The organism is Vibrio sp. 10N.222.52.C12, assembly GCF_041474215.1.
Taxonomy (GTDB): domain Bacteria; phylum Pseudomonadota; class Gammaproteobacteria; order Enterobacterales; family Vibrionaceae; genus Vibrio; species Vibrio crassostreae_C.
This window is the reverse complement of the sequence record NZ_JBFRTR010000064.1, coordinates 48,538-70,119: the sequence shown is the minus strand read 5'-3', so window position 1 is coordinate 70,119 and position 21,582 is coordinate 48,538. Positions and strand designations below refer to the sequence as shown.

The following is a 21,582-nucleotide window of genomic DNA, read 5'->3' as shown; positions in this document are numbered from 1 at the left end:
TGCCTTGGAACTTCAAACACTGACAAGTCGCCCCGTGGGTTCATGGGGCGGATACTTCCTAACCATTAGTTTATGTATTGTAAAAATAGATTGCCGATGTAGTTCACTCATCGAAGTGAACACACAATGGGGCATTTCCAAGTTAGCGAACCTGCTAATTTAGCAAATTATGAATTACTTCATGTACGGCAAAGTTGGCTCTTAGATATTCAATATTAATAGTGAATCTTACTTAGACTGTTGAGCTTTACTTTTACGGTATTCACTTGGGATCATTCCCACGACTCTTGAAAACTCACGATTAAAGTTAGACTTGGTCTGAAAACCAGAATTCATGAATATTTGCGTAATAGTATCTTGTGACAAATCCAAGGAGTGCTTGGCATGTTCTATGCGATACCCATTTATGATCTTAGAAATATTCTTTTCGTGTACCTGATTAACTGCAATTGAAATTTGTTTTGCTGGTATGCCTAACTTTCGTGTCAGTTTTGAAAGGGTTAGCTCAGGGTCTAAGTAAAGTCTGTCTTGTCGGATTTTGGAGTCTAACAGAGAAGTGATCTCGTGAGCCCTCTCACTGGTCATTACCTGGGAACTGCTTGTCTCGTCATTGTGACTGATTTGTTTAGATTTTAACTCATCTGAAACAGGCGTATTAATACCCACGACAACTACAGCTATCGATAACACGGGTAGAAGAGTCAAATGTGCCGCAGTAATGATGTACAGTGAAAATCCACCTTGATTAAAAGTAAAATCTAACGACATGAGCGTGTCTACACACGCTGAAAATATCAGCATCCATCCCGCAATATTCTCCGCTTTCTTTACTCCTTCCCAATTCCCTAACGAGACATTAATCAGTGCTGTTTCTCTTGACGAAAAGCGAATTAGTGCCACTCCATAGCAAGCGTAAATTAAAGTAAGTAGTACATCTAATGGAAGTGCCAACCAAGGTTGAGATACAGCGCTAATTACGACGAATAATGGCGCAACAAAATGCTTAATAGGCAAGGTGCCTAAATCACGATTGGCATGTGCAAACGCATACCACGCAGCAACAGGAATTATGGAGGCCAGAATAGGTTGCGCGATGCTGAAAATGCTAAATCCAAATGTCCAGCGTAAACCAACCATTGCGGTCGTCATAGCACATAATCCTAAAAACATGCTAGCGACTTTACCCTGCTGGGAAAGCTTGGCATAAAGTGATATCGCTAGTAGTCCAAGTAACATGGAAACAACGAACGGGACGGGTATCGCAAGCATAGCAAGTCCTAGATGGATAAATGAGTTCTCACTTTCAGTGAATATCAAGGATAACTCTATGAAATACAATTGAAAACGCAATATAGACCAAAACAGGTTTAAGAACGACCTAGAACCTGTTTTGAGACGTACACACCACTTGTTCCGAGGCAAAATATCACCATCAGTCAAATATTGAGGTGGCATTTATGAAATACTATTTTTTAGCTTGGAAGCGAAGTTTAGACTTTTCTGGTTGTTCGTCCCGTAAAGAATGTTGGATGTTTCTTTTAGTACACACATTAGTAGCGATGGGATGCATTGCGGCAGATATTGCTATGAATATGACAACATGGTTCGACACGATTTATAGCGTTGTAAGTTTCATCCCTATGCTTTCAGTAATTGTTCGTAGACTGCACGATATCAACAAATCAAGTTATTGGGTACTGGTCTTTTTCATACCGATAGTAGGACCGTTTTGGTTAATATCTTTGTTAGCTCAATCGACCAATACTAACTTCGACGTGGAGGCTTCAGCATGAAAAAAGTAGCCATTCTACATCTGTTTTTATCGGTCTTTGTTTCAACATCTAGCTGGGCCGAAACTATATCTCCCACAGGTGGTTTTGGAACTCTGTCTGTCGACAACATGACTCAAGGACAACTCCTTTGGCTTAACGGTCGAATAGGAGATGCAATCTACTCATTTACTCTTCAAGATGGAAAGGAGTGCACTTTAAAGGTACCAGTTGCTGTCGGTCGTATCTCTGAGCCAGATTTTGGTATCAGTGAAACTGAAGGTCTAGCCATCGTCGTTATGAGCCAACGCCTCAATGACGCTCTTCTTCAAGGAAAGCGAATAAATAGTGAAGAATGGCGTTTCACCACTAAAGCGTATGATGAAAATATCGACGGGTTGATTATCAATGGAATTAGCTTTGAGGAGGGCTTCGTTTTAAACTCGAAGCGAAAATGGATTTCTTGGTTTCTAAGAGATGAGCAAAACGTTGTTTGTCATTCATCTAAATCGAGTGACTTAATAGGAGAGCCTTTCGCGAGTCAATGAAGGAAATGGGGTCATTGCCACACATTATTTTTTGTAAATCAAAACTAGCTAATTATCTGTGACGTGTTTGGAAGCGTAACAAACTTCGGGGCAGCTCTGAGTTAGTCACGATGGCTAACTCGCGTGATCACCAAGCGATTCTGTCATACCGTAATTATCAACCAATAAATGTCTAATGGCCTAGCCAATAGTGGTTGGCTGCGGATAGACCACAATAAGAGACCTTCTATATGTGTTTGTCGTAAGCAATGTTTAATGACCGAAATGACAAAGCGAAGCAGATAACTTTGTTGTTCGAAAAGCATTGGCTACTCACGCAGCCAACAGGATGTAATAACCTATATTGATAGACGGAAGTTAAGAGTGCGCTTTAACGTACTTTTTAACCTTTTTCATAGCCATTTGACGCTTAAGTGGTGAAAGATAGTCAATAAACAAGTTACCCGACAAATGATCTATTTCGTGCTGCATTACGATAGCTAGAAACTCATCACTTTCGATGGTCATTGGTTTACCTTCGCGATCTAAAGCAGACACAACAACTGAAGTAAAACGCTCTACGTCGGCATAATAGTCAGGAACTGATAAACAACCTTCTTGGCCCAATGTTTTATCCGAGCCGCTAACCACTTCAGGATTAACCAAAACTAATGGTTCATCTCGACTTTCGGAAAGGTCAATAATAACAACGGCCTCTTTACGACCAACTTGAGTTGAAGCCAAACCAATACCATTGTCAGTCGCATATAACGTTTCCAACATGTCGTCTATTAATGTTTGTACCGTGGAGAGATCTTGCACCTTTTCCGCTTTGACCTTAAGCCTTGGATCTGGTGCAGTCAGAATTTCTAAAACTGCCATATTTTCCTTCTATTCTTGGAAGCTCATAACGCTTTCTATACGTCGACTGTCCGTATTTTATGGGCCAATAATGCCTCCTTTCTTTTTAACCTTCAACAATACCAACAGATATGACGGGGTAAATAGCCTTTGCATATAACTTGGACAACACATTGCTTCAGATAACCTTTCGTAGGGGAAAGCTCATGAACAGGTTGTAAATGAGTAAAAGGTCTAGATTACAATGGGGCAAAAGCGAGTTAGCCCCTAATGACTCACCGACGTCGAAAACAAGTTAATAATCACGACGCCCACCAAAATCAAAGCGATACCGATGATCGCAAAGATATCGAGTTTTTGCCCGTAGACCAGCCAAGACAGCGCTGCGACTAGCACTATCCCTGCCCCACACCAAACCGCATATGCCACACCTAAAGACATAGTTTGAACCGTGAGAGACAACAGATAGAAAGCAAAGCCATAACCGACTAGCACTGCGGCAGTCGCGGGCAAAGAAGTAAATTGCTGCGTTTTAGGCAATAGAGAAGTCGCGACAACTTCAAATACAATGGCAAGTGACAGCATCACAGGAGGCGAGAGAGATAAAAGCATGTTTAAGTCCACAACAATAAAATACGGCGCTCAGAATATTGTAGTTTTATTTCCGATTCATGCGATTTTCAGCAAGTAATTATTATGATGCACCTTAAAAATTCTTAGGTGTAATTCTCGATTAAACCTACGCTTAGACAAAAAAAGAGCCCACTAATTCGTGGCTAGCAGACCCTTCATCAATCTAATCATCTAATCGGCAAAAGCGCTTAATTTGCAGACGTTGAGCCTCTTAGGATATCGCGCTTCACTTCACCTTTAAGATCGGTCAGGGTTTGCTGGTCGATATCAATCAAGAAGTGGTCACTTGCTTGGCCTGTTGCGAATTTTTCAAGAATCACGAACAAGCTACCGAAACGAGAGCGGAATACCTCTCCCACTGTATATTGGCCAAGATCACCTAGCTCTGAATCCACTGTGCCATCAAACTCGGCAAGCTCGCGGCTTAGCAGTTCGTATTGGCGTAGTTGTGTTTCACCGATATCACGGAACGCCAGTTCGTCTGCATTACGTAGTCGGTAGAAATCGGTTGCTAGTAGCTCACCACTCCACTCTGCAAAGTCAGCTAAGCTTAACCCCTCAGTAGTTGCCAAAACCTCAGCTTCTACTTTGGCTGCCTGCCAATCTTTCTGGAACTGTTCCTCATCAACGACACCATTTGCAGTGCAGCCTTCAACTGGATAACCCAACTTGTCAGCTAATTGACAAACCGTGAACTGCGTTTCTAGTTGAGACATGATCATCATCTCTTCACCGTTCATGTGCATGATCATTTCACGCATTTCGATTGGCCAATCACTAGGAAGGAAACGCAAGCGCGTTAATTCACGGATATGCCAGTCGGTGAGTTCATAGTAACTCTTTGAATCAAGAATATTGATATCCCATATCTTAGCTTCTTCTTCCTCATTACTTGCGTTTGCTGTTAAGTACTCATGCTCTTCTTCGTAGTGACTAAATAGTTCGTTGTAACGTTCAACTTGATCGATAACCACAGTTTCAACTTCGATTTGGTTATCAGGGCGAATGTTCAGCAGCTTGTAAGCTGGGATGTAACCCGCTAACGATGGCGCTTGGATATTAAAGAGCGTGTGCTGAACACCATCGATATTGAAGCTTTTCTTACCAGTATCGTTAAAGTGCATATGACCGCCAACGTGGATATTCAATCCTGTTGCAGCAAGTGTACGACTAGTATTGTCATCTGGTTCACGAGCCAGTTGATGGCTTCCTTCACCAAACAGATCTTCAATCTCTTCAGAGGCACCGTTGTAGAAATCTGTCATTGGGAAGTGCGAGAAGGAAACAAGCGTCTTATTCTGCTCTTTGGCTGCTTTTACTACATCAGAGATCCAATCGATCACATGTTCTTTGTGAGTCAGCATCATGTTGTAGCCAGCGCTGCTTGATCCATCAAACGTGTTTCCGTCTACAGAGCTATCAGACGAATTTTCTTTAGGGCGATAAACATTCGCGTCAATGGCCAACAGCCACAAGCCTTTGACTGGCTCGACTAAGTAACTGGTATCCGGCACTTCAGAACAACTTGAGTAGCCATTCTCTTTATAACTACCACCTGTTCCTTCATAACAGATCTCGTACATGCGCTTATCAAAAGCTGCTTCTTCTTTCGCTAATTCATAGCTGTAGTTGGTACGAGCTTGCGCACTGCTATAAGGGGTTTCAAAGTAGAGATAATCTTGCTGAGGGTAGAAGCCGTGAGTACCAAGGATACTCATGATCTCTTCATAGCCCCACTCACGCACTTCTTCAGTACAGATGGTTGCTAGGTTATCGCCGTCACCGGGAATGGTTGTCCACTCATCTTCATAGCCAACACACTCTTCCTTACCCCGACTATAAATACGTTGGTTCTTACCCCCTTCTCCCAAAAAGTCCGACTTACCCGCAGGTATAGTAAATGGCCTCACTGGATCGTGGTTGCCAGGCGCTGCAAAAAACTCAAGGCCGTACGTGTCACGATAGTGGTCAAAAATGCTCACTAATCCACGCATATGTACTGGCTGACCGTCGTCACTGAAGTCCCCCGGCAGTGCTACGTACTTCACTCCGCGCTCAACCACATCATCAAGCGCTGCGATCATCGCGAAATAGTTTTCGTTGAATAGACGGGTAGAGTTCATCTGAGACTCCATCGTTCTGATCGTTGCATTCTTACCACTGATTGCATTCGGCAACCCTGCGAACGAGCCATCCTGAAAATCACCGTAAACATCATGGAAATGGATATCAGGCATGAACGCCACTTGCACTGCGCTATCCATATTGCCGCTGTCATCACTTGGCGAACTTGAATTGCAACCGACCAAAGTTGTTGCTATCAAGCCTGACAGTACGGTCAATGTACTCTTTTTCATTTTCTCTTCCCAAAAAGTTAGAACTCAAAATTTGGCGAGGAGATTAGGTGAGAAAAATGACACTATTGTTTCTGATATCTTACAAAACGTCGCATACAGAGTGCTTATGCGACATTGCTTCAATCCTTAAAATTCAATTAGTTAGTAATGATCATGAGTATTGATGACTCTATCGTACGAATCAGTTATTAATATATAAGCCGCCATAAGACAACCCCTCAAACATCAATGACAACTATGCATTCCGACTATTTAAATAAGTAGCCCTCCATCAAAAACCGGCTCGATCCGAATAAAGTAATCACAGGGAAAACAGATCAGCTCTCCATACTTATTATTACAAATAAGTAATAATCATTTTCTATTTAAGGGGATTATCAAAACATGCACTCACACCTATACTAGCTCCAACAAAACGAGAGAGCGGAAACAATTAAGCTCAACTACGCTTAACGGGTTGAATTTAATTGCACAGTTATCCGCTGTACTGACATATAGGAAACATCCAATGACAATCGAAATTAAACCTGGTCAAACGCATATCAAATCAAAAGCAATGGTTGCATGGGCAGCTGGCGAGCCACTAAAAATGGAAGAAGTTGATGTACAACTTCCTAAAGCTGGTGAGGTTCTAGTTCGCATCGTTGCTACTGGTGTTTGTCACACTGACGCATTCACATTATCAGGTGACGATCCAGAAGGTATCTTCCCTTCAATTCTTGGTCACGAAGGTGGCGGTATCGTTGAGATGATCGGCGAAGGCGTTACAAGTGTTGAGATTGGCGACCACGTTATCCCACTTTACACAGCTGAATGTGGCGAATGTAAGTTCTGTAAATCTGGTAAAACTAACCTATGCCAAGCCGTTCGTGAAACGCAAGGTAAAGGCCTAATGCCAGACGGTACAAGCCGCTTCTCTATCAATGGCGAAACAATTTTCCATTACATGGGTTGCTCTACTTTCTCTGAGTACACTGTACTTCCAGAAATCTCTCTAGCGAAAGTAAGCAAAGAAGCACCACTTGAAGAAGTTTGTCTTCTAGGTTGTGGTGTAACAACAGGTATGGGCGCGGTACTTAACACAGCTAAAGTTGAAAAAGGCGACAACGTTGCTGTATTCGGCCTTGGCGGTATCGGTCTTTCTGCAATCATTGGTGCTCGCATGGCTGGTGCTAACCGCATCATCGGTGTTGACATCAACGAGAGCAAATTCGAGCTAGCGAAACAACTTGGCGCGACTGACTGCATCAACCCAATGAACTACGACAAGCCAATCCAAGACGTTATCGTTGAGATGACAGACGGTGGTGTTGAGTACTCTTTCGAATGTATTGGTAACGTAAACGTGATGCGTCAAGCGCTTGAATGTTGTCACAAAGGTTGGGGCGAATCTGTAATCATCGGTGTTGCAGGCGCAGGTCAAGAGATCTCAACTCGTCCATTCCAACTAGTAACAGGTCGTGTATGGCGTGGTTCTGCTTTCGGTGGTGTTAAAGGCCGCTCTGAGCTTCCAGAAATCGTAAACCGTTACATGGCGGGTGAGTTTGGTCTTCAAGAGTTCATCACTCATACAATGGGTCTGCAAGACGTAAACGAAGCATTCGACCTAATGCATAAAGGTGAATCTATCCGTACTGTTCTACACATGGATAAGTAACACATCTTGGCCTCGATTCTTTCGAGCATCGAGGCCACAGCTACAAATGAATAGCAACAAACTGTCTTCACCACCTCCTGCCCGGTGGGTGGTGAAACTTTATGTAATATAGACAAATTTACTCCCAAACCATCAACCTAACGGAGCACAATAGATGACAATCGAAAACATTAGCCAAGCAAAGGTTGCTGGTGGTTGGCACAAACAATACACCCACTTTTCTGCAACGCTTGACTGCAACATGCGTTTTGCGATTTTCTTGCCACCTAACGCAAGCAAAGAAAACCCAGTTCCTGTTTTGTATTGGTTGTCAGGCTTAACCTGTACCGATGAAAACTTCATGCAAAAAGCCGGCGCTTTCAAAGCCGCGGCTGAGCAAGGCATCGCGATTGTTGCACCAGACACTAGCCCACGTGGCGAAGGTGTTGCCGACGATGAAAATTACGATCTCGGCCAAGGTGCAGGCTTCTATGTGAATGCCACTCAAGCGCCATGGGACAGCCATTACCACATGTACGATTACGTGGTAACAGAGCTCCCTGCATTAATTGAGTCGTTCTTCCCTGTTACATCCGTAAAATCGATTTCTGGTCACAGCATGGGCGGACATGGTGCCCTAACGATTGGCATTAAAAACGAAGATAGCTACCGTTCTATCTCTGCATTCAGCCCAATCACCAACCCAATGCAATGCCCTTGGGGACAAAAAGCCTTCAACCAATACCTAGGCTTGGATATTGAAGAGTGGAAACACTACGATGCCTCTGAGCTTCTAAAAACCAAAGGCACTAAACTGCCAATGTTGGTCGACCAAGGTGAAGCCGATAACTTCCTGATTGAACAGCTTAAACCTGAGCAATTAGTCGAAGCCGCTAAGGTAACCAATGCCGATTTAGATCTACGTATGCAGCCTGGTTACGACCACAGCTACTACTTCATCTCTAGCTTTATTGATGAACACATTGAGTTCCACGCTGCTTACTTAAACAAGTAGCCAGATGAATTTAGCCCGCACTTTGTAAACGCAAGGTGCGGGCTTTTTTATGCCTACTGATTTTATAACGGTTGCTTTTATAACTGCTTAATACGCTGCTTTAACGCTTCTAAATCTATATCATTGCCAACAATTCGTAATCGAACATACTCTTCAGTCATCGCGTCGCACGTAATAGCAAAATCGACACCCGAACATGTCTTAATACCGATACTCTCAAATAGCTTTGAAAGGTGAGTTCCTCTCTTTTTCAACAACATAATGGGCGTCGATATTGACGTGCCAACCACCTCAATATTGTTCTCAGACAACAAGCCGATCATTTGCTGCTTAAAGTATTCAGTTTTGCTGCGGTTCATTTCTAAGAAGTGTTTTGCATTGGGTAAGGTCGCCGATGCGATTTTTATTGAGGGGTAAGTCGGCGTAAACACACTCACCGCAGCTTCGATTGCAGAAGTCAGGTTTTCACTGCTGGCTAAGTAACCGAGTCGAATCCCAGCGAGCCCTAAACCTTTAGAAAAGGTTCGTAAAACTATTAAGTTGTCCAAGACTAAGGTCTGATCGAGCATAGACTGCTCAGGGGTCAGGTATTCACCATATGCCTCGTCGACAATCAAAACAGCGCCAGAACGCTCACATACTCTCGCTATCTCGACCAGATAAGCTCTGTCGTAGATTCGACCCGTTGGGTTGTTGGGATTATCGATATACACCAAGGCAGGATTTTGACTGCTTATTTTTGATGCCAACACACCGAACAGATCCGACTCGTTTTGATAATCAAACATGTTGATGGACTGGTACTTCCCGCCCACCAAAGTGAACTCTGATACTGCTTCAACAAACTGAGGGCCAATGCCTATCATGGTGCGATTGTTGTGATCGATAAGTTTATTGAAGATAAGTTCTAGCGCCCCAAGAGAGCCCGTGGTGTACGTAATACGACAATCTTCAATCCCAATAAACTGGCGAGTCAGATAAGTCAGCTCCGAAAGCTCCCTGTGGCAATAGTACTTATCAATACCGTAGATAATATCTTTGATCACATGTTCAGGAATTTCTGGTGCGCCAAATGGATTGGAGCCAAGTGAACAATCGATACGAAATGAGTGATCGACATAAGAATGGTATTCGCCACTTAACCGTGGATTTAAATGCATAAGAAAACGCTCAAAAAATATTCATGCGCTATTCTTATCGTACTGAATTTTATCTATATAGGTCATTTCGCGACAGTTCTTCGCCTTGTTTCGAGAGACTGGTTAAAAACCAAGATTGGTTCAAATAACGAATTCTCTTAAGCCATAATCAAGAGTTAAGCACTCGTGTTTACATTTCGAGTTAACCGAACCGCTTTCTTTGCGCTAGATTAAGCTGAGATAAGATAGGGTAATAACAGAGCTTGCATCTTTACTCTCCCTAGTTACCATAGCCCCATTAACATCCCCCATATTTTGAAGGTTGCTATGAAAGCAATTAAGACTCTTTTCTTCCTGATGGTTTTATTGAGCGGTCTGTTTACCGCTTGGCTGTTTATTCCAATTCCAGCGACCATGGACAAGCAAACGCTCGACGTTCCATTAACGGAACCATTCAAGCTTGTTGCGTATCGCAGCAACCCGAATGATGCGAGCAAGCCGCTGACTTACCACTACTATGTGATTTCAGATGTGGTTGGTGTAGACGACATGGACCCATTCCTGATTACCACGGACCAGTTCGTGAAGCTTGGCGAATTCGACGAGAACACATTCAACCTTACGGTTAACGGCAAGATTGATAGCTACACCAACGATTTGTGGATCAAGAAATCTGATGGCAAGCTTCAACACTGGTACGTGAGTATTAACGCGAAGTATATTCGTTAAAATCGAACTGCAATAAACCTCATTTTAAAACTGCGCTTTGGCTTCCAAGCGCAGTTTTTGTTTCTAGCAACACCCTCCACTTATCCCGACCCGTTCGACATAAACTGCATTGCCTACTTTTGATTCACTGCAGCCCTTGCTCTCAAGGTGTTATAAGCTCTTTAGATACGATAAGCTCAGACCATGCTCGACGCCCAATAAATCAAAATAATAAAGGATCACCCGTGGAATTTACGCTCGACAAATTTAACGGCATCATCATTGCCCCAGCAACAGCCCCTCACGATGTTAACTCATTCAATGCCGAACTCAGCCAGATCACCGAATTTTCAAAGCAGAATAACAAAGGCATCATTTGGATTAGCTTACCTATTTCACTCTCGCACCTTATTCCGGTGGCGACTGAGCTTGGCTTTGTGTTTCACAACTGCTTAGAAGACGAGATTACGCTGATCCACAAATCCGAGATTGTAGAGTTTGTGCCTTTCATTCCGACCCACACCTTGGGTGCTGGCGCGTTAATCACTAACGAACACAACCAAGTGCTGATGATTAAAGAACACGGCATGACGGGCTACAAATTACCGGGCGGTCATATTGAGTTGGGTGAAGGCATTGAAGAATCGGTGGTTCGTGAAACCTTAGAAGAGACTGGCATCGAAGCCACGTTCGTTTCAGTGGTTGGCATGGCGACGAGACACCCGTATCAATTCGGAAAGTCTAACCTCTACTTTGTTTGTCACCTTATCGCTCAAACTCAAGAGATTGCGATTCAAGACACAGATGAAATTGCAGAAGCTAAATGGATTGATGTTGAAGAGTATATTAACAACCCCGACAGCTACCCGTTCAACCGCCAATTGGTCGGCTCTTTGATAGGCAAACAAGGATTAGAACTTACCCAACTAGAAGGCAACTATGGCCCGAACCATAAGCCAGAGATCTTCTTTTCGAAAAACTAAAGCGATTCAAACATAAAAACGCCAAGCTCATAAGAACTTGGCGTTTTGCTTTTCATTTTACTTATATTGTTTAAGCCATCTCGTTGCTAGTGACTTCCTAATTAGACTGTTCTAGAACCTATCTATTTTAGAAAAAGCCTAACGGATTAGTATCGTAGCTAATTAATAGGTTCTTAGTGTTTTGGTAGTGATCGAGCATCATCTTATGTGTCTCACGGCCGATGCCGGATTTCTTATAACCACCAAACGCACGCGCTCCATTTCAGCATCGTGTGATTTGCACCATGGCGAGCAACAAATCGAACACGCTTGGCAGCAAGCCAACAAGGTAATCGATAAAGGGATCAGTTTGTTGATCTTAGGAGAAACAGGAGTTGGCAAAGGCGAGTTTGTTAAAGCGCTGCACAAGCAAAGCCAGCGTAAGTCTTCGCCCTTGGTAGCGGTAAATTGTGGCGCGCTGCCTAAAGACCTTATCGAATCTGAACTGTTTGGTTACGCGCCGGGCGCCTTTACGGGAGCAAGCCACAAGGGCTTCCAAGGTAAGATCCGTCAAGCAGATAAAGGGATTCTATTTCTAGATGAGATCGCCGACATGCCTTTAGAAGCTCAGTGCCGACTACTGCATGTTCTGCAAGACAAATCCGTGGTGCCAGTTGGTTCTAATCAAAGCTATCAAGTCGATTGTCAGATCATCGCTGCAACTCACAAAAACCTCGAGCAGTTAGTCGCAACAGGTGAGTTTAGGCAAGACCTGTATTACAGACTCAATGGCTTAGCCTTCACCTTGCCAAGCCTACAACACCGACAAGACAAGCACGCTTTAATCGAGCACATTCATCGTAAATACGCCGAAGACGAACAGACAATCTGCCCGCACTTGATGAGCTTACTGTGCGCCTATTCTTGGCCGGGTAATATCCGCGAATTAGACAACTTACTTAAGGTTGCTGCTCTATTAGCAAGTGATGAACCCCAACTCACACTCGAGCATGTGCCCAGCCACCTTGCTCAACATCTCACGTCATTAGCACACGATAATCAGCATCAGCTAATGACTTCTAATGCCATAAAAGGTACAGCGAGTAACGATTTAAGAAGCACCGTTGAAGAAACCTTGTTGCAAACTTATCAAGCCAACCAAGGCAACATAAGTAAGACTTCGAGAATACTCGGTATCAGCCGCAATACCATTTACCGAAAGCTAAAGAGCTTGGGGATTCTATAGTAGGAAAAGGAATCTAAGCTACTCAGAATCCAACTCCACAAGTTGATTGAGCACTTCTTTATCCAATACCGGGTGATGCTTGGTCGCTAGGGTCAGCACAATATCGACCGAAGGCAACGGTGGCATATCATCGAGGATTCTCAAATCTGAAGTCACGCTCAGCTTACCCATCGCGCCAATGGCTAATCCAGCTTTAACGATCGCTCGCTGCGCTGAAGCAGTATTGCTACACGCCAATAACTGATAAGGCGTGCCCTGCTTGGTTAAGCCATTCACTGCCGCGGCGTGGTACTTACAATCGGTCTGAAACAAGGCTAATGGCACTGGTTTAGACTCATCGAACACATAATCAGGGCTGCTTATCCATACTCCGATATCATGAGTGAGCCAGTAACCCTCTTCACTATCGGGCGCTCGGGTGACAATCGCCGCATCAAGCCTGCCGTCATCCAACCACTCTCTCAGCGTAATGCTGGGCAGGCTGAATATTTGGATTGAACAGGTGGGTTCTGCTTTCTGCAACAGGCGAATCACTTTCGGCAGAATGGTGTCATTGTAGTCTTCAGGGCAGCCGAGTCGCAGAGGTTGTTTGTCTTCGTAACGCTTTACTTGCTTAAGTGCGGTATTGTGAAGGGCGACCAACTGTTCGGCATGAGATCGCAGCGCTAAGCCAGCTTCAGTCAGTATTAAATTACGTCCTTCTTTCTGGAAAAGAGTGACGTTGAGTTCTTCTTCCAACTTACGCATCTGAGCACTGAATGCCGATTGGGTGCGATTTATCTGTTTCGCTGCACGAGTGAAACTACTGGTTTCCACAAACGCGAGAAAGCCTCGCAAAGCATCAATATCCATATTGAAATCACCACCCATCGTTTTTATTAATGTATTGCATCAAAATTATCCGTTAGTGCTCCGCAATACAATCCCCTAAGCTCAAAAGCATACTCACCAAACGCAAGGAAGCAACGATGCAGCTTTATATTGGAAACCAGAACTACTCAACTTGGTCACTGCGCGCATGGCTAATATTCGACAACTACAACCTGAGTACAGAAGTCATCAAGCTCAAGCTATTCACCTCTGATTTTTACGACACTCTGGCGAAAGTGACGCCAACGGCCAAGGTTCCAACCCTAGTTGATGGTAATGTTGCGGTGTGGGATTCATTGGCGATTCTCGAATACGTTAACGATGCCTATTTGGACGGTGCAGCGTGGCCTAGCTCAGTGAAAGAACGCGCCCATGCCCGAGCAATTTCCGCCGAGATGCACTCTGGGTTCTTTGCCGTCAGAAATGAAATGCCGATGAACTGCCGCGCACAACGAAAGCTCACACTGAGTGAAGACGCACTGAAAGACATCGCTCGTATTGATGCAATATGGTCTGCACAAATGGAACAATACCCAGAGGGATGGTTATTTGGTGAATGGTCGATTGCCGATGCGATGTTTGCACCCGTCGCATTGCGCGTAGAAACCTATGGAATACAACTTTCCGAAAAGGCATCGCAGTATCAACAACGTGTGCTTAACAGTCCATCGATACAAAAATGGCTGGCAGAGGCAAGCTTAGAAACCGATGTGGTTGAAGAAGATGAGGCGGGCAAGCCAGTATAAAATACAAGACACCCTTCCAAAGCTCACTAGTCTGTGAGCTTTTATCTAAACCTTATTAATTTGGTCGATTGTGATCACCGAATCACAATGTGCAGGTGTGATTGTTTATATTCAACGAAATTCAAATAGTTAAGATAAACATCATGTTACGAGCAACGTTCGCATTACTCAGTGTTACTAGCTTCGCCGTATCTGCCAACGCCCATCTTCCTTCTGGAGAAGAGTGGCTCAACCATGCGACTGAAGGGCTTGCACCTTATTGGTTAATGCCTAGCGCTCAAGGAGAACCGGTAGGAAACTTCCCTACTTTCCGCTGTGATGACGGTACCTTGCTCGATGTTTCTGATGTGTGCCATGAACTAAACAAAGGCTGGATCACGCCACACTTTGGCAAAGAGTTTACGCGGATGAAGTCACGTCAAACTTATGCCTATGGCGTGCTCTACCACCTTAGTGGCGATAAGCAGGCTTTAGCGCTTGCCAAGCAAGGAGCCTACTACATCATTGATCAGCTAGAAGATAAGCAAAACGGCGGCTTTATCGGCTACACAAAAGAGGGAAAAGTAGGCCAGAATTGGCAGCAGCGTACTTCTCAAGATCAAGCGTATGCATTAGTTGGCCTTGCCATGTACTACTACCTGACTCAAGACAAAAAGGTAGAAGAAGCACTCATCGCACAACAAGCTTTTATCTTTGATAAATATCGACTTAGCGACAACAGCGGTCTTGCTTGGGTACTTGCGGATGGTGAAGATGGCAAAGCCACACAGCGTGAACTGGTCGCGCAACTTGATCAGATTAACGGTTATATGCTGTTAGTCGCTCCCCTGCTAAAAGAGCCCACCAAGACAAGATGGCTTGATGATCTAAGTTGGCTGACACAAACCATGGTCGAGCACTACCACTCTGAAGATGAACAACGCTTCTACGGGGCCATTCACAGCAAAGCCGCCAAGATGCCGAATGCTAATCACAACGATTTTGGGCACACCATCAAAGCGTATTGGATGACTTACCTTACAGGCCAAACATTGAATAACTCTGAATGGAAAGAGTTTGGCATCAAAGGGATGAAACACACTCTCGTTCATGCGCAATATCAGAAAAATTTCGTGAGTGTATCCCAATATTATGGCGAGGAACTTCAGAAAGCGTGGAAAGGACAAGAGATAACTGGCTGGCAAAGCCGACCAAACACAAATTGGGCTTCATCATGGGAATGGGCGGAGCTTGATCAAGCAGCGATGACGGTTTCGCTGGTCGATGGTTCAATGAAAGACGTACTGCAATACACCCTACCCACCTTTCATGATGTATGGGTCGACCACAAATACGGCGGCGTGGGGCTTGATCCAAAACGCACCAAAGCTTTCCATTGGGGCAACGGTTATCACCAGTTTGAACATGCGCTGATTGGCTATTTGTTCGCTCAGCAAGTTGACGCCAAGCCAGCAGTATTGCATTACGCAAGGCCGACCAACAGCGAGATGCCAATGGAACCTTATTACTATCAAGGGGATGTGGTTAAGTTAGAGAACCTAGATGATGGGACACAAAAGGTCAGTTTCAATAACATTCGACCTTAGCGTTGGTTGTTTGTTCTAAATGGACTTGAGATTCAGGGCTACGGGGAATGGACAAGGTCAAAGAGTTAGCACAATAGTGATGTCGCAGACCAAACAAAAGCCGCTGTTGATCAGCGGCTTTCTTGATGGAGATAAGCGGAGGTTAGTTGTCCAACCCTTTAATTGGGTTCATCGAGTGATAAACGGTGTTCACGTCACCAGTCATCGACAATGAACTCAAGTCATCAATGAAGAAACGGCTGGTCATTGTGTGCTTACCGCCATTGATAAAGATTTCGATCACTGACTTATCAACATAAACCTCGATGGTTTGCTTGGTGCTCAACCTCGGTGCTTTTCTCACTGAGCCAAACTCTTCCGCGTAGAGCTGAGACATCTTACTGCGATCAAGCATGAACTCCTTTTCTGTAGCACTGAACACGATGTTATCACCCGCAACGTTAGCAAGTGTAAACTCAAACTCGTCAGTATCAGTTTCGAGCTCAACCATGAAGCTGGTTGTATCCAATTCAAGAGTATTTTCAACCACCACAGCTTCACCCTGTAGCGCTTTCAATTCAGGTAAAGCAGACTGAACAAGATAGCCATCTTGGATTTGAAGTTCGCGTGGTAACGACAACATGCCCGCCCACTGATACTCATTAGATGGTGTATCAATCTCAGGCAGACCAATCCAAGCAATCAGAATACGGCGGCCTGTATCATCTAAATAAGTCTGTGGTGCATAGAAATCGAAGCCATAATCTGGCTGCGCAATATCTTGGTGGTTTTCCAGTTCTACCGAATCGAGATTTAAGCGGTCACCGACGATATAAGCCACCGAGTAGATATTTTTGAAATCGTATGGATTTTCGCTAGACACACCTTGTGGAGAAAACAGCATCACCGACTGATTCTCTATTTCAAAGAAATCTGGGCATTCCCACATATAGCCAAGGTTGTTGTAACGAGTTTGAATTGGGCCTTTGTGCTGCCAATTCATCAGGTCTCGGCTGCAATATAGCGCCATAGAGCCAGTATTTTGAGGCGTTTGAGCACCCACAACCATCAGATAATCGCCGCCCTGTTTCCACACTTTTGGGTCGCGGAAATGTTCGGTGTAGTGATCGTTTTCGATAACCACGCCGTGCTTTTCTATTTTGCCGTCAGCAGACATCTTGGCAAAACATTGAGTTGGCACTCGCAACCAATTTCCATCGCGCTTGTTACCTGTAAAAAACAACAATGCATTGTCGTTTTCAACCAATGCACCACCAGAGTAAACACCGTGAGAGTCGTAATCTTGGTCTGGGTGCAAGCCAATGCCGTGGTCTTCGAAATGAACGAAGTCTTTGGTAGAAAGGTGGTACCAGTACTTCATACCATGGACGGGGCCAACTGGCGTCCATTGGTAAAATAGGTGGTGTTCACCATTAAAGAAACACAGACCATTCGGATCATTAAGCAGACCAAACTTAGGCGCAATATGGTAGCTTGGATAGCCAGAGTCTTGTTTGCGAAGCTCTACCATCGCATCAATACTCTCTAGAGAAATATCTTCTATACGGCGATATCTTTGCTCTACTGTCCAGTTCGAGTTCAAACTCATACACTCTCCTCTACGGCATTCGTATTTGAAGAGTCTTTTTGAATAAACTGAGTAAGAGCTTCTTGCGTTGGAAGTGCGGTCATTGCGCCTTTTTGCGTGGTCGCCAGTGCACCACACCCATTCGCCCACTGAATTGCAGAATCGACGACTTGTTGATTGTTCCACTCATCATCTTGAGAAAGCTTTGCAAGCAAACCGCCAACAAAAGCATCGCCTGCACCCGTGGTATCCACTGGCGTCACTGAGCGACCTGAAATCAACACACCTTGGTTTTCAAATACTCGCCAAACGCCTTTCGCGCCCTGCGTAACCAGAACAAGCGTGTTGTTAAGATCTGCAATGTTAGCCAAACCTTGTTCCATCGAAGTTGAATCGGTTAAGAAATCCAGTTCTTCTTCTGAGAATTTAACCACATCAGCCAATTCAACCGCTTTCATGACCACAGACTTAATTTCAGATGGGTTTTGCCACACTTCATCACGAAGGTTTGGATCGAAGCTGATGTAACCGCCCGCGGCTTTCATACGTCGGATCGCTTCGAAGGTACTGCTTCGGCTTGGTTCATTAGCCAAAGAGATCGAGCAGACGTGTAGCCACTCGTTTTTCTTAAATTCGGGAATGTCTTCAACAGACATAAACTGGTCGGCACTTGGCTTAACCATAAACGTAAAGCTACGCTCGCCTTGGTCATCAAGATCGACCACCACGGTTGACGTGCGTTGTTCAGGGTCCTTCACCAAACGCTCGGTATTCACACCTTCCTTTTGCAGAGTCACTTCCATAAAAGTGCCAAACGGATCGTTACCCACTCGGCCAAAAAATGCGCTTTTGCCTAAAAGGCGAGAAATCGCTACCGCGACATTAGCAGGCGCACCGCCCGGACATTTCAATAATGTCGCGTCAGTCTCCGGAATGAGGTCGACGACGGCGTCTCCAGTTACCCAAACTTGATTCATCTTTCTTACCTTAAAACTGAAAATCATGACAACCGAAAGCGATGGCAATCGAAAGCAGTAGCAACCAAAAGCAAGGTGACACTTCACGCTGTCATGTAAAAATATAAAAAGGCTAGCTAAGCCAAATCACCTAGCTAGCACCCCAAAGCTTAGGAAATGAAGTGAAAAGGGGGGCTTCACTTCTAGGGAGAAACGTTAAGCTGTTGCTTTAATGTTTTGCTTGCTGCGCTCGCGCAGACCTAAAACAACGGTCAGAGCAAAGGCAGTCACGAACGCGATAATCATACCTACCACGTAGTAGCCAATCTTTTCTGGTGATATTGAGATGATGCCAGGAATACCCGCCGCACCCAGTGCTTGTGCTTTCACATTGAACATCGTGATAAACGCGCTTGAAATCGCAGCGGCACAAACCGCAGCAATGAATGGATAGCGAAGCTTCAAGTTCACACCGAACATTGCAGGTTCAGTAATACCAAGCAAGCCAGTCACACCAGAAGGAATCGCGATACCTTTCATTTTCTTATCTTTACTCATGAAACCAACCGCTAGTGCCGCTGCACCTTGTGACACGTTAGACATCGCCGCGATAGGGAAGATGAACGTACCGCCAGTCGTTGCGATATCCGCAAGCAGCTGAGTTTCAATAGCAATAAAGCTATGGTGCATACCAGTAATAACAAACGGCGCATAAATCAAACCAAACACCGCACCGCCAATGAAGCCAGCACTGTTGTATAACCAATTTAGGCCGTCACCAAGCAGGAAGCCGATATCACGAGTAAATGGACCAACAATCGTGAATGTTAACAAACCAGTTATGAAAATCGCCAATAGCGGCGTTAGCAAGTTATCCAGAACCGAAGGAATAACTTTACGCAGCCCAAGCTCAACTTTCGCTAGAATAAACGCAGAAACAAGAACGGGTAGTACTGAACCTTGATAGCCTACTTTCTCGATTTCGAAACCTAAAATGTTCCAAACCGGAATGCTGCCCGACACTGATGCGCCACCGAAGCCCCAGCCGTTAAGCAAGTCTGGGTGAACCATCAACATACCTAAAGCCGCGCCAAGGTATGGGTTACCACCAAACTTCTTACTCGCTGAAAATGCTAATAAAATAGGTAAGAACACAAAAGGAGCATTAGCAAATGTATTGATCATGTTTGCTAAGTCGGTCAAACCCGGATTAGCGTCGATTAAAGATTTGCCATCAATGAATAAGCCTTGAGCCGTCAATAGGTTGTAGATACCCATCAACAAACCACCAGCAACAATCGCCGGAATGATTGGTACAAAAATATCAGACAGGCCTTTCACCGCGCGTTGCAGGATATTTTGGTTGTCAGCACCTGCAGACGCCACATCGTTGGTCGACATTTCCGTCATTTCAGTCAGCTTAGCCAACTCAGCATAAACTTGGTTTACGATGCCTGAGCCAAAGATGATCTGATATTGACCGGCTACTTTAAACTGGCCCTTAACCCCTTCTAGGTTATCAATCGCCTGTTCATCAATTTTATCTTGGTCTGCAACCGCAAGACGCAGACGAGTCGCGCAGTGTGCGAGTGCGGTGATATTACTTTTACCACCTAATAGAGAAAGCAGCTCTTTTGCTATTTTTGGATAATTCATTACATACCCCATTGGATTATCATTTGAGCTTTTGAATTTTCGGGAACGTTTGCAAAACAAATTTTTGCCTAGAAATAACAAATGATCAAAGATAACTGCTCAATAGTGTGAGAATGATCTTCAAATTATCTCCCTAGGATAAGAAGACAGGGTTAAAATCCCCTAATAACAGGTAAATTTGATGCTCTGTTTGCAAACAATCCCAAAACTAAAATTACAATTGGATAATGAATAATGGCTAGTCTTCATGATGTCGCTCGTCTCGCTGGAGTTTCCAAGTCGACGGTTTCAAGAGTAATCAATGATGAGTATGGCGTAAAAGACGCGACCAAGGTGAAGGTGCGTAAAGCGGTTGAAGAGTGTGGCTATCTCCCAAACCAAGTCGCTAAAGACTTAAAGTCCCAAAAAACCAACCTGGTTGGCGTGATTGTTCCTAGGGTTTCTTCCCATGCCACCTCTCAGGGTGTCGATGGTTTAACCGCCGTCTTAGAGCAAGCGGGCAAGCATGTATTATTAGCGAGCACACACCAAATACACCATAAAGAACTTGAATATATTCAGATATTTAACCAGAAGCGTGTTGAAGGCATCATCCTGTACGCGACCCACCTCGACAACCAATTAGTCAAAGCGATTCAAAGCTCTGCCGTACCCGTGGTATTGGTTGGTCAAGACGGGTCAATGTTTAACATCCCAAGCATTGTGCACGACGACACTCGCGTAGGGTTTGAAGCGGGTAATCGCCTCATAGCGAAAGCTTGTAAGCATATGGGATTCATCGGTGTGCAAGGTGATGATATTGCGGTTGATAAGATGAGATCGGAAGGCTTCGCTCAATCGCTTCAATTTAACGACCTCACACTGCAATTTCACGCCCGTGGCGACTTCACCATAGAATCAGGTTACCAACTGGCGAAGCAGTATCTCAAGGAGCACACCAAGCTCGATGGCCTATTCTGCGCCACTGACCGTATCGCAATCGGTGCGATCAGAGCAATTCAAGAAGCGGGCCTCGTTCCAGGAAAGGATGTCTTGGTACTCGGCGTGGGTGATGATGAACTTGCTTCAGTATGCACACCAACGCTGTCTACGTTTAACTATGCGTTTGATAAAGCGGGAGAAAATGGAGCCAAGCTGCTACTCGACCGTATTGAGAAAAAAGGCTTTGAAATGAGCAAGATGGTGTTGACCTTCACCACTATTGACCGAGAGTCTTGCTAGCGATTTATTTCAGAGATCAGGTTATCCCAAGATAAAAAATGCCAACCTTCGAGTTGAAACGATAAGGTTGGCATTTGGTGATGCGACTATCACATCATGAGTAACACTCTCTATCTAAACGATATAT

The 21,582-nt window shown here is 44.5% G+C and carries 18 protein-coding genes and 1 pseudogene; 10 read left to right on the top strand and 9 right to left on the bottom strand.

What is annotated here, in order from left to right; genetic code table 11:
- Nucleotides 1-228: 228 nt before the first annotated feature.
- On the bottom strand, nucleotides 229-1,269 hold the full coding sequence (locus AB4623_RS12775) for a helix-turn-helix domain-containing protein (protein WP_372146560.1): 1,041 nt from the start codon (nucleotides 1,267-1,269) through the stop codon (nucleotides 229-231).
- A 188-nt stretch (nucleotides 1,270-1,457) separates the two neighbouring features.
- Between AB4623_RS12775 and AB4623_RS12770 the strand changes: the two genes are divergently transcribed.
- Nucleotides 1,458-1,793 (top strand): DUF805 domain-containing protein, encoded by a 336-nt coding sequence (locus AB4623_RS12770; RefSeq protein WP_065584845.1) that lies wholly within the window; start codon nucleotides 1,458-1,460, stop codon nucleotides 1,791-1,793.
- Nucleotides 1,790-2,317 (top strand): hypothetical protein, encoded by a 528-nt coding sequence (locus tag AB4623_RS12765; RefSeq protein WP_065584844.1) that lies wholly within the window; start codon nucleotides 1,790-1,792, stop codon nucleotides 2,315-2,317. Before AB4623_RS12770 ends, AB4623_RS12765 begins: the two co-directional genes overlap by 4 nt.
- A 357-nt stretch (nucleotides 2,318-2,674) precedes the next feature.
- Here AB4623_RS12765 and def read toward each other — a convergent pair whose 3' ends face one another.
- The 3 genes from def to AB4623_RS12750 form a co-directional block, all read right to left on the bottom strand.
- On the bottom strand, nucleotides 2,675-3,178 hold the full coding sequence (def, locus tag AB4623_RS12760; protein WP_016785410.1) for a peptide deformylase: 504 nt from the start codon (nucleotides 3,176-3,178) through the stop codon (nucleotides 2,675-2,677).
- A gap of 246 nt (nucleotides 3,179-3,424) precedes the next feature.
- Nucleotides 3,425-3,769 (bottom strand): multidrug efflux SMR transporter, encoded by a 345-nt coding sequence (locus tag AB4623_RS12755; RefSeq protein WP_065584843.1) that lies wholly within the window; start codon nucleotides 3,767-3,769, stop codon nucleotides 3,425-3,427.
- 209 nt (nucleotides 3,770-3,978) lie between these two features.
- Nucleotides 3,979-6,147 (bottom strand): metallophosphoesterase, encoded by a 2,169-nt coding sequence (locus AB4623_RS12750; protein ID WP_372146559.1) that lies wholly within the window; start codon nucleotides 6,145-6,147, stop codon nucleotides 3,979-3,981.
- A 508-nt stretch (nucleotides 6,148-6,655) separates the two neighbouring features.
- Between AB4623_RS12750 and AB4623_RS12745 the strand changes: the two genes are divergently transcribed.
- Nucleotides 6,656-7,804 carry an S-(hydroxymethyl)glutathione dehydrogenase/class III alcohol dehydrogenase gene (locus AB4623_RS12745; protein ID WP_017061634.1) on the top strand — a complete coding sequence of 383 codons (1,149 nt, stop codon included), beginning with the start codon at nucleotides 6,656-6,658 and terminating at the stop codon, nucleotides 7,802-7,804.
- Nucleotides 7,805-7,958: 154 nt separating this feature from the next.
- On the top strand, nucleotides 7,959-8,798 hold the full coding sequence (gene fghA / locus AB4623_RS12740) for an S-formylglutathione hydrolase (protein WP_017061633.1): 840 nt from the start codon (nucleotides 7,959-7,961) through the stop codon (nucleotides 8,796-8,798).
- Nucleotides 8,799-8,875: 77 nt separating this feature from the next.
- Here fghA and AB4623_RS12735 read toward each other — a convergent pair whose 3' ends face one another.
- Entirely contained in the window at nucleotides 8,876-9,958 is a 1,083-nt protein-coding gene (locus AB4623_RS12735; protein WP_372146557.1) for an aminotransferase class I/II-fold pyridoxal phosphate-dependent enzyme, read from the bottom strand.
- A 306-nt stretch (nucleotides 9,959-10,264) separates the two neighbouring features.
- On the opposite strand from AB4623_RS12735, the gene AB4623_RS12730 reads away from it, so the two are divergent.
- The 3 genes and pseudogenes from AB4623_RS12730 to AB4623_RS12720 form a co-directional block, all read left to right on the top strand.
- Entirely contained in the window at nucleotides 10,265-10,666 is a 402-nt protein-coding gene (locus AB4623_RS12730; protein ID WP_372146555.1) for a hypothetical protein, read from the top strand.
- Nucleotides 10,667-10,890: 224 nt separating this feature from the next.
- Nucleotides 10,891-11,628 carry an NUDIX domain-containing protein gene (locus AB4623_RS12725; protein ID WP_372146553.1) on the top strand — a complete coding sequence of 246 codons (738 nt, stop codon included), beginning with the start codon at nucleotides 10,891-10,893 and terminating at the stop codon, nucleotides 11,626-11,628.
- A 238-nt stretch (nucleotides 11,629-11,866) separates the two neighbouring features.
- Nucleotides 11,867-12,853, top strand: a pseudogene (locus AB4623_RS12720) (sigma-54-dependent Fis family transcriptional regulator); the annotation flags it as partial.
- 18 nt (nucleotides 12,854-12,871) lie between these two features.
- Here AB4623_RS12720 and AB4623_RS12715 read toward each other — a convergent pair.
- Entirely contained in the window at nucleotides 12,872-13,723 is an 852-nt protein-coding gene (locus tag AB4623_RS12715) for a LysR family transcriptional regulator (protein ID WP_372146551.1), read from the bottom strand.
- Between the two features lie 98 nt (nucleotides 13,724-13,821).
- On the opposite strand from AB4623_RS12715, the gene AB4623_RS12710 reads away from it, so the two are divergent.
- Together AB4623_RS12710 and AB4623_RS12705 are read left to right on the top strand one after the other, a co-directional pair.
- A complete protein-coding gene (locus AB4623_RS12710; RefSeq protein ID WP_372073864.1) occupies nucleotides 13,822-14,469 on the top strand; it encodes a glutathione S-transferase family protein in 648 nt (215 codons plus the stop codon).
- Nucleotides 14,470-14,612: 143 nt separating this feature from the next.
- Nucleotides 14,613-16,055 carry an N-acylglucosamine 2-epimerase gene (locus AB4623_RS12705; protein ID WP_372146549.1) on the top strand — a complete coding sequence of 481 codons (1,443 nt, stop codon included), beginning with the start codon at nucleotides 14,613-14,615 and terminating at the stop codon, nucleotides 16,053-16,055.
- Nucleotides 16,056-16,197: 142 nt separating this feature from the next.
- Here the strand turns inward: AB4623_RS12705 and AB4623_RS12700 are convergent, their stop codons facing one another.
- The 3 genes from AB4623_RS12700 to AB4623_RS12690 all read right to left on the bottom strand — a co-directional run bounded on the left by AB4623_RS12700 (nucleotide 16,198) and on the right by AB4623_RS12690 (nucleotide 20,234).
- Complete coding sequence (locus tag AB4623_RS12700) at nucleotides 16,198-17,643, bottom strand: sucrose-6-phosphate hydrolase (protein WP_372146547.1); 1,446 nt, start codon at nucleotides 17,641-17,643, stop codon at nucleotides 16,198-16,200.
- On the bottom strand, nucleotides 17,640-18,599 hold the full coding sequence (locus AB4623_RS12695) for an aminoimidazole riboside kinase (protein WP_017061624.1): 960 nt from the start codon (nucleotides 18,597-18,599) through the stop codon (nucleotides 17,640-17,642). The genes AB4623_RS12700 and AB4623_RS12695 overlap by 4 nt, the downstream gene beginning before the upstream one ends.
- A gap of 195 nt (nucleotides 18,600-18,794) precedes the next feature.
- Nucleotides 18,795-20,234, bottom strand: coding sequence for a sucrose-specific PTS transporter subunit IIBC (locus AB4623_RS12690; RefSeq protein WP_017061623.1), 1,440 nt, complete (start codon nucleotides 20,232-20,234; stop codon nucleotides 18,795-18,797).
- Between the two features lie 234 nt (nucleotides 20,235-20,468).
- On the opposite strand from AB4623_RS12690, the gene AB4623_RS12685 reads away from it, so the two are divergent.
- Nucleotides 20,469-21,455, top strand: a complete 987-nt coding sequence (locus AB4623_RS12685; RefSeq protein WP_372146545.1) for a LacI family DNA-binding transcriptional regulator — start codon at nucleotides 20,469-20,471, stop codon at nucleotides 21,453-21,455.
- The last annotated feature ends 127 nt before the right edge of the window (nucleotides 21,456-21,582 follow it).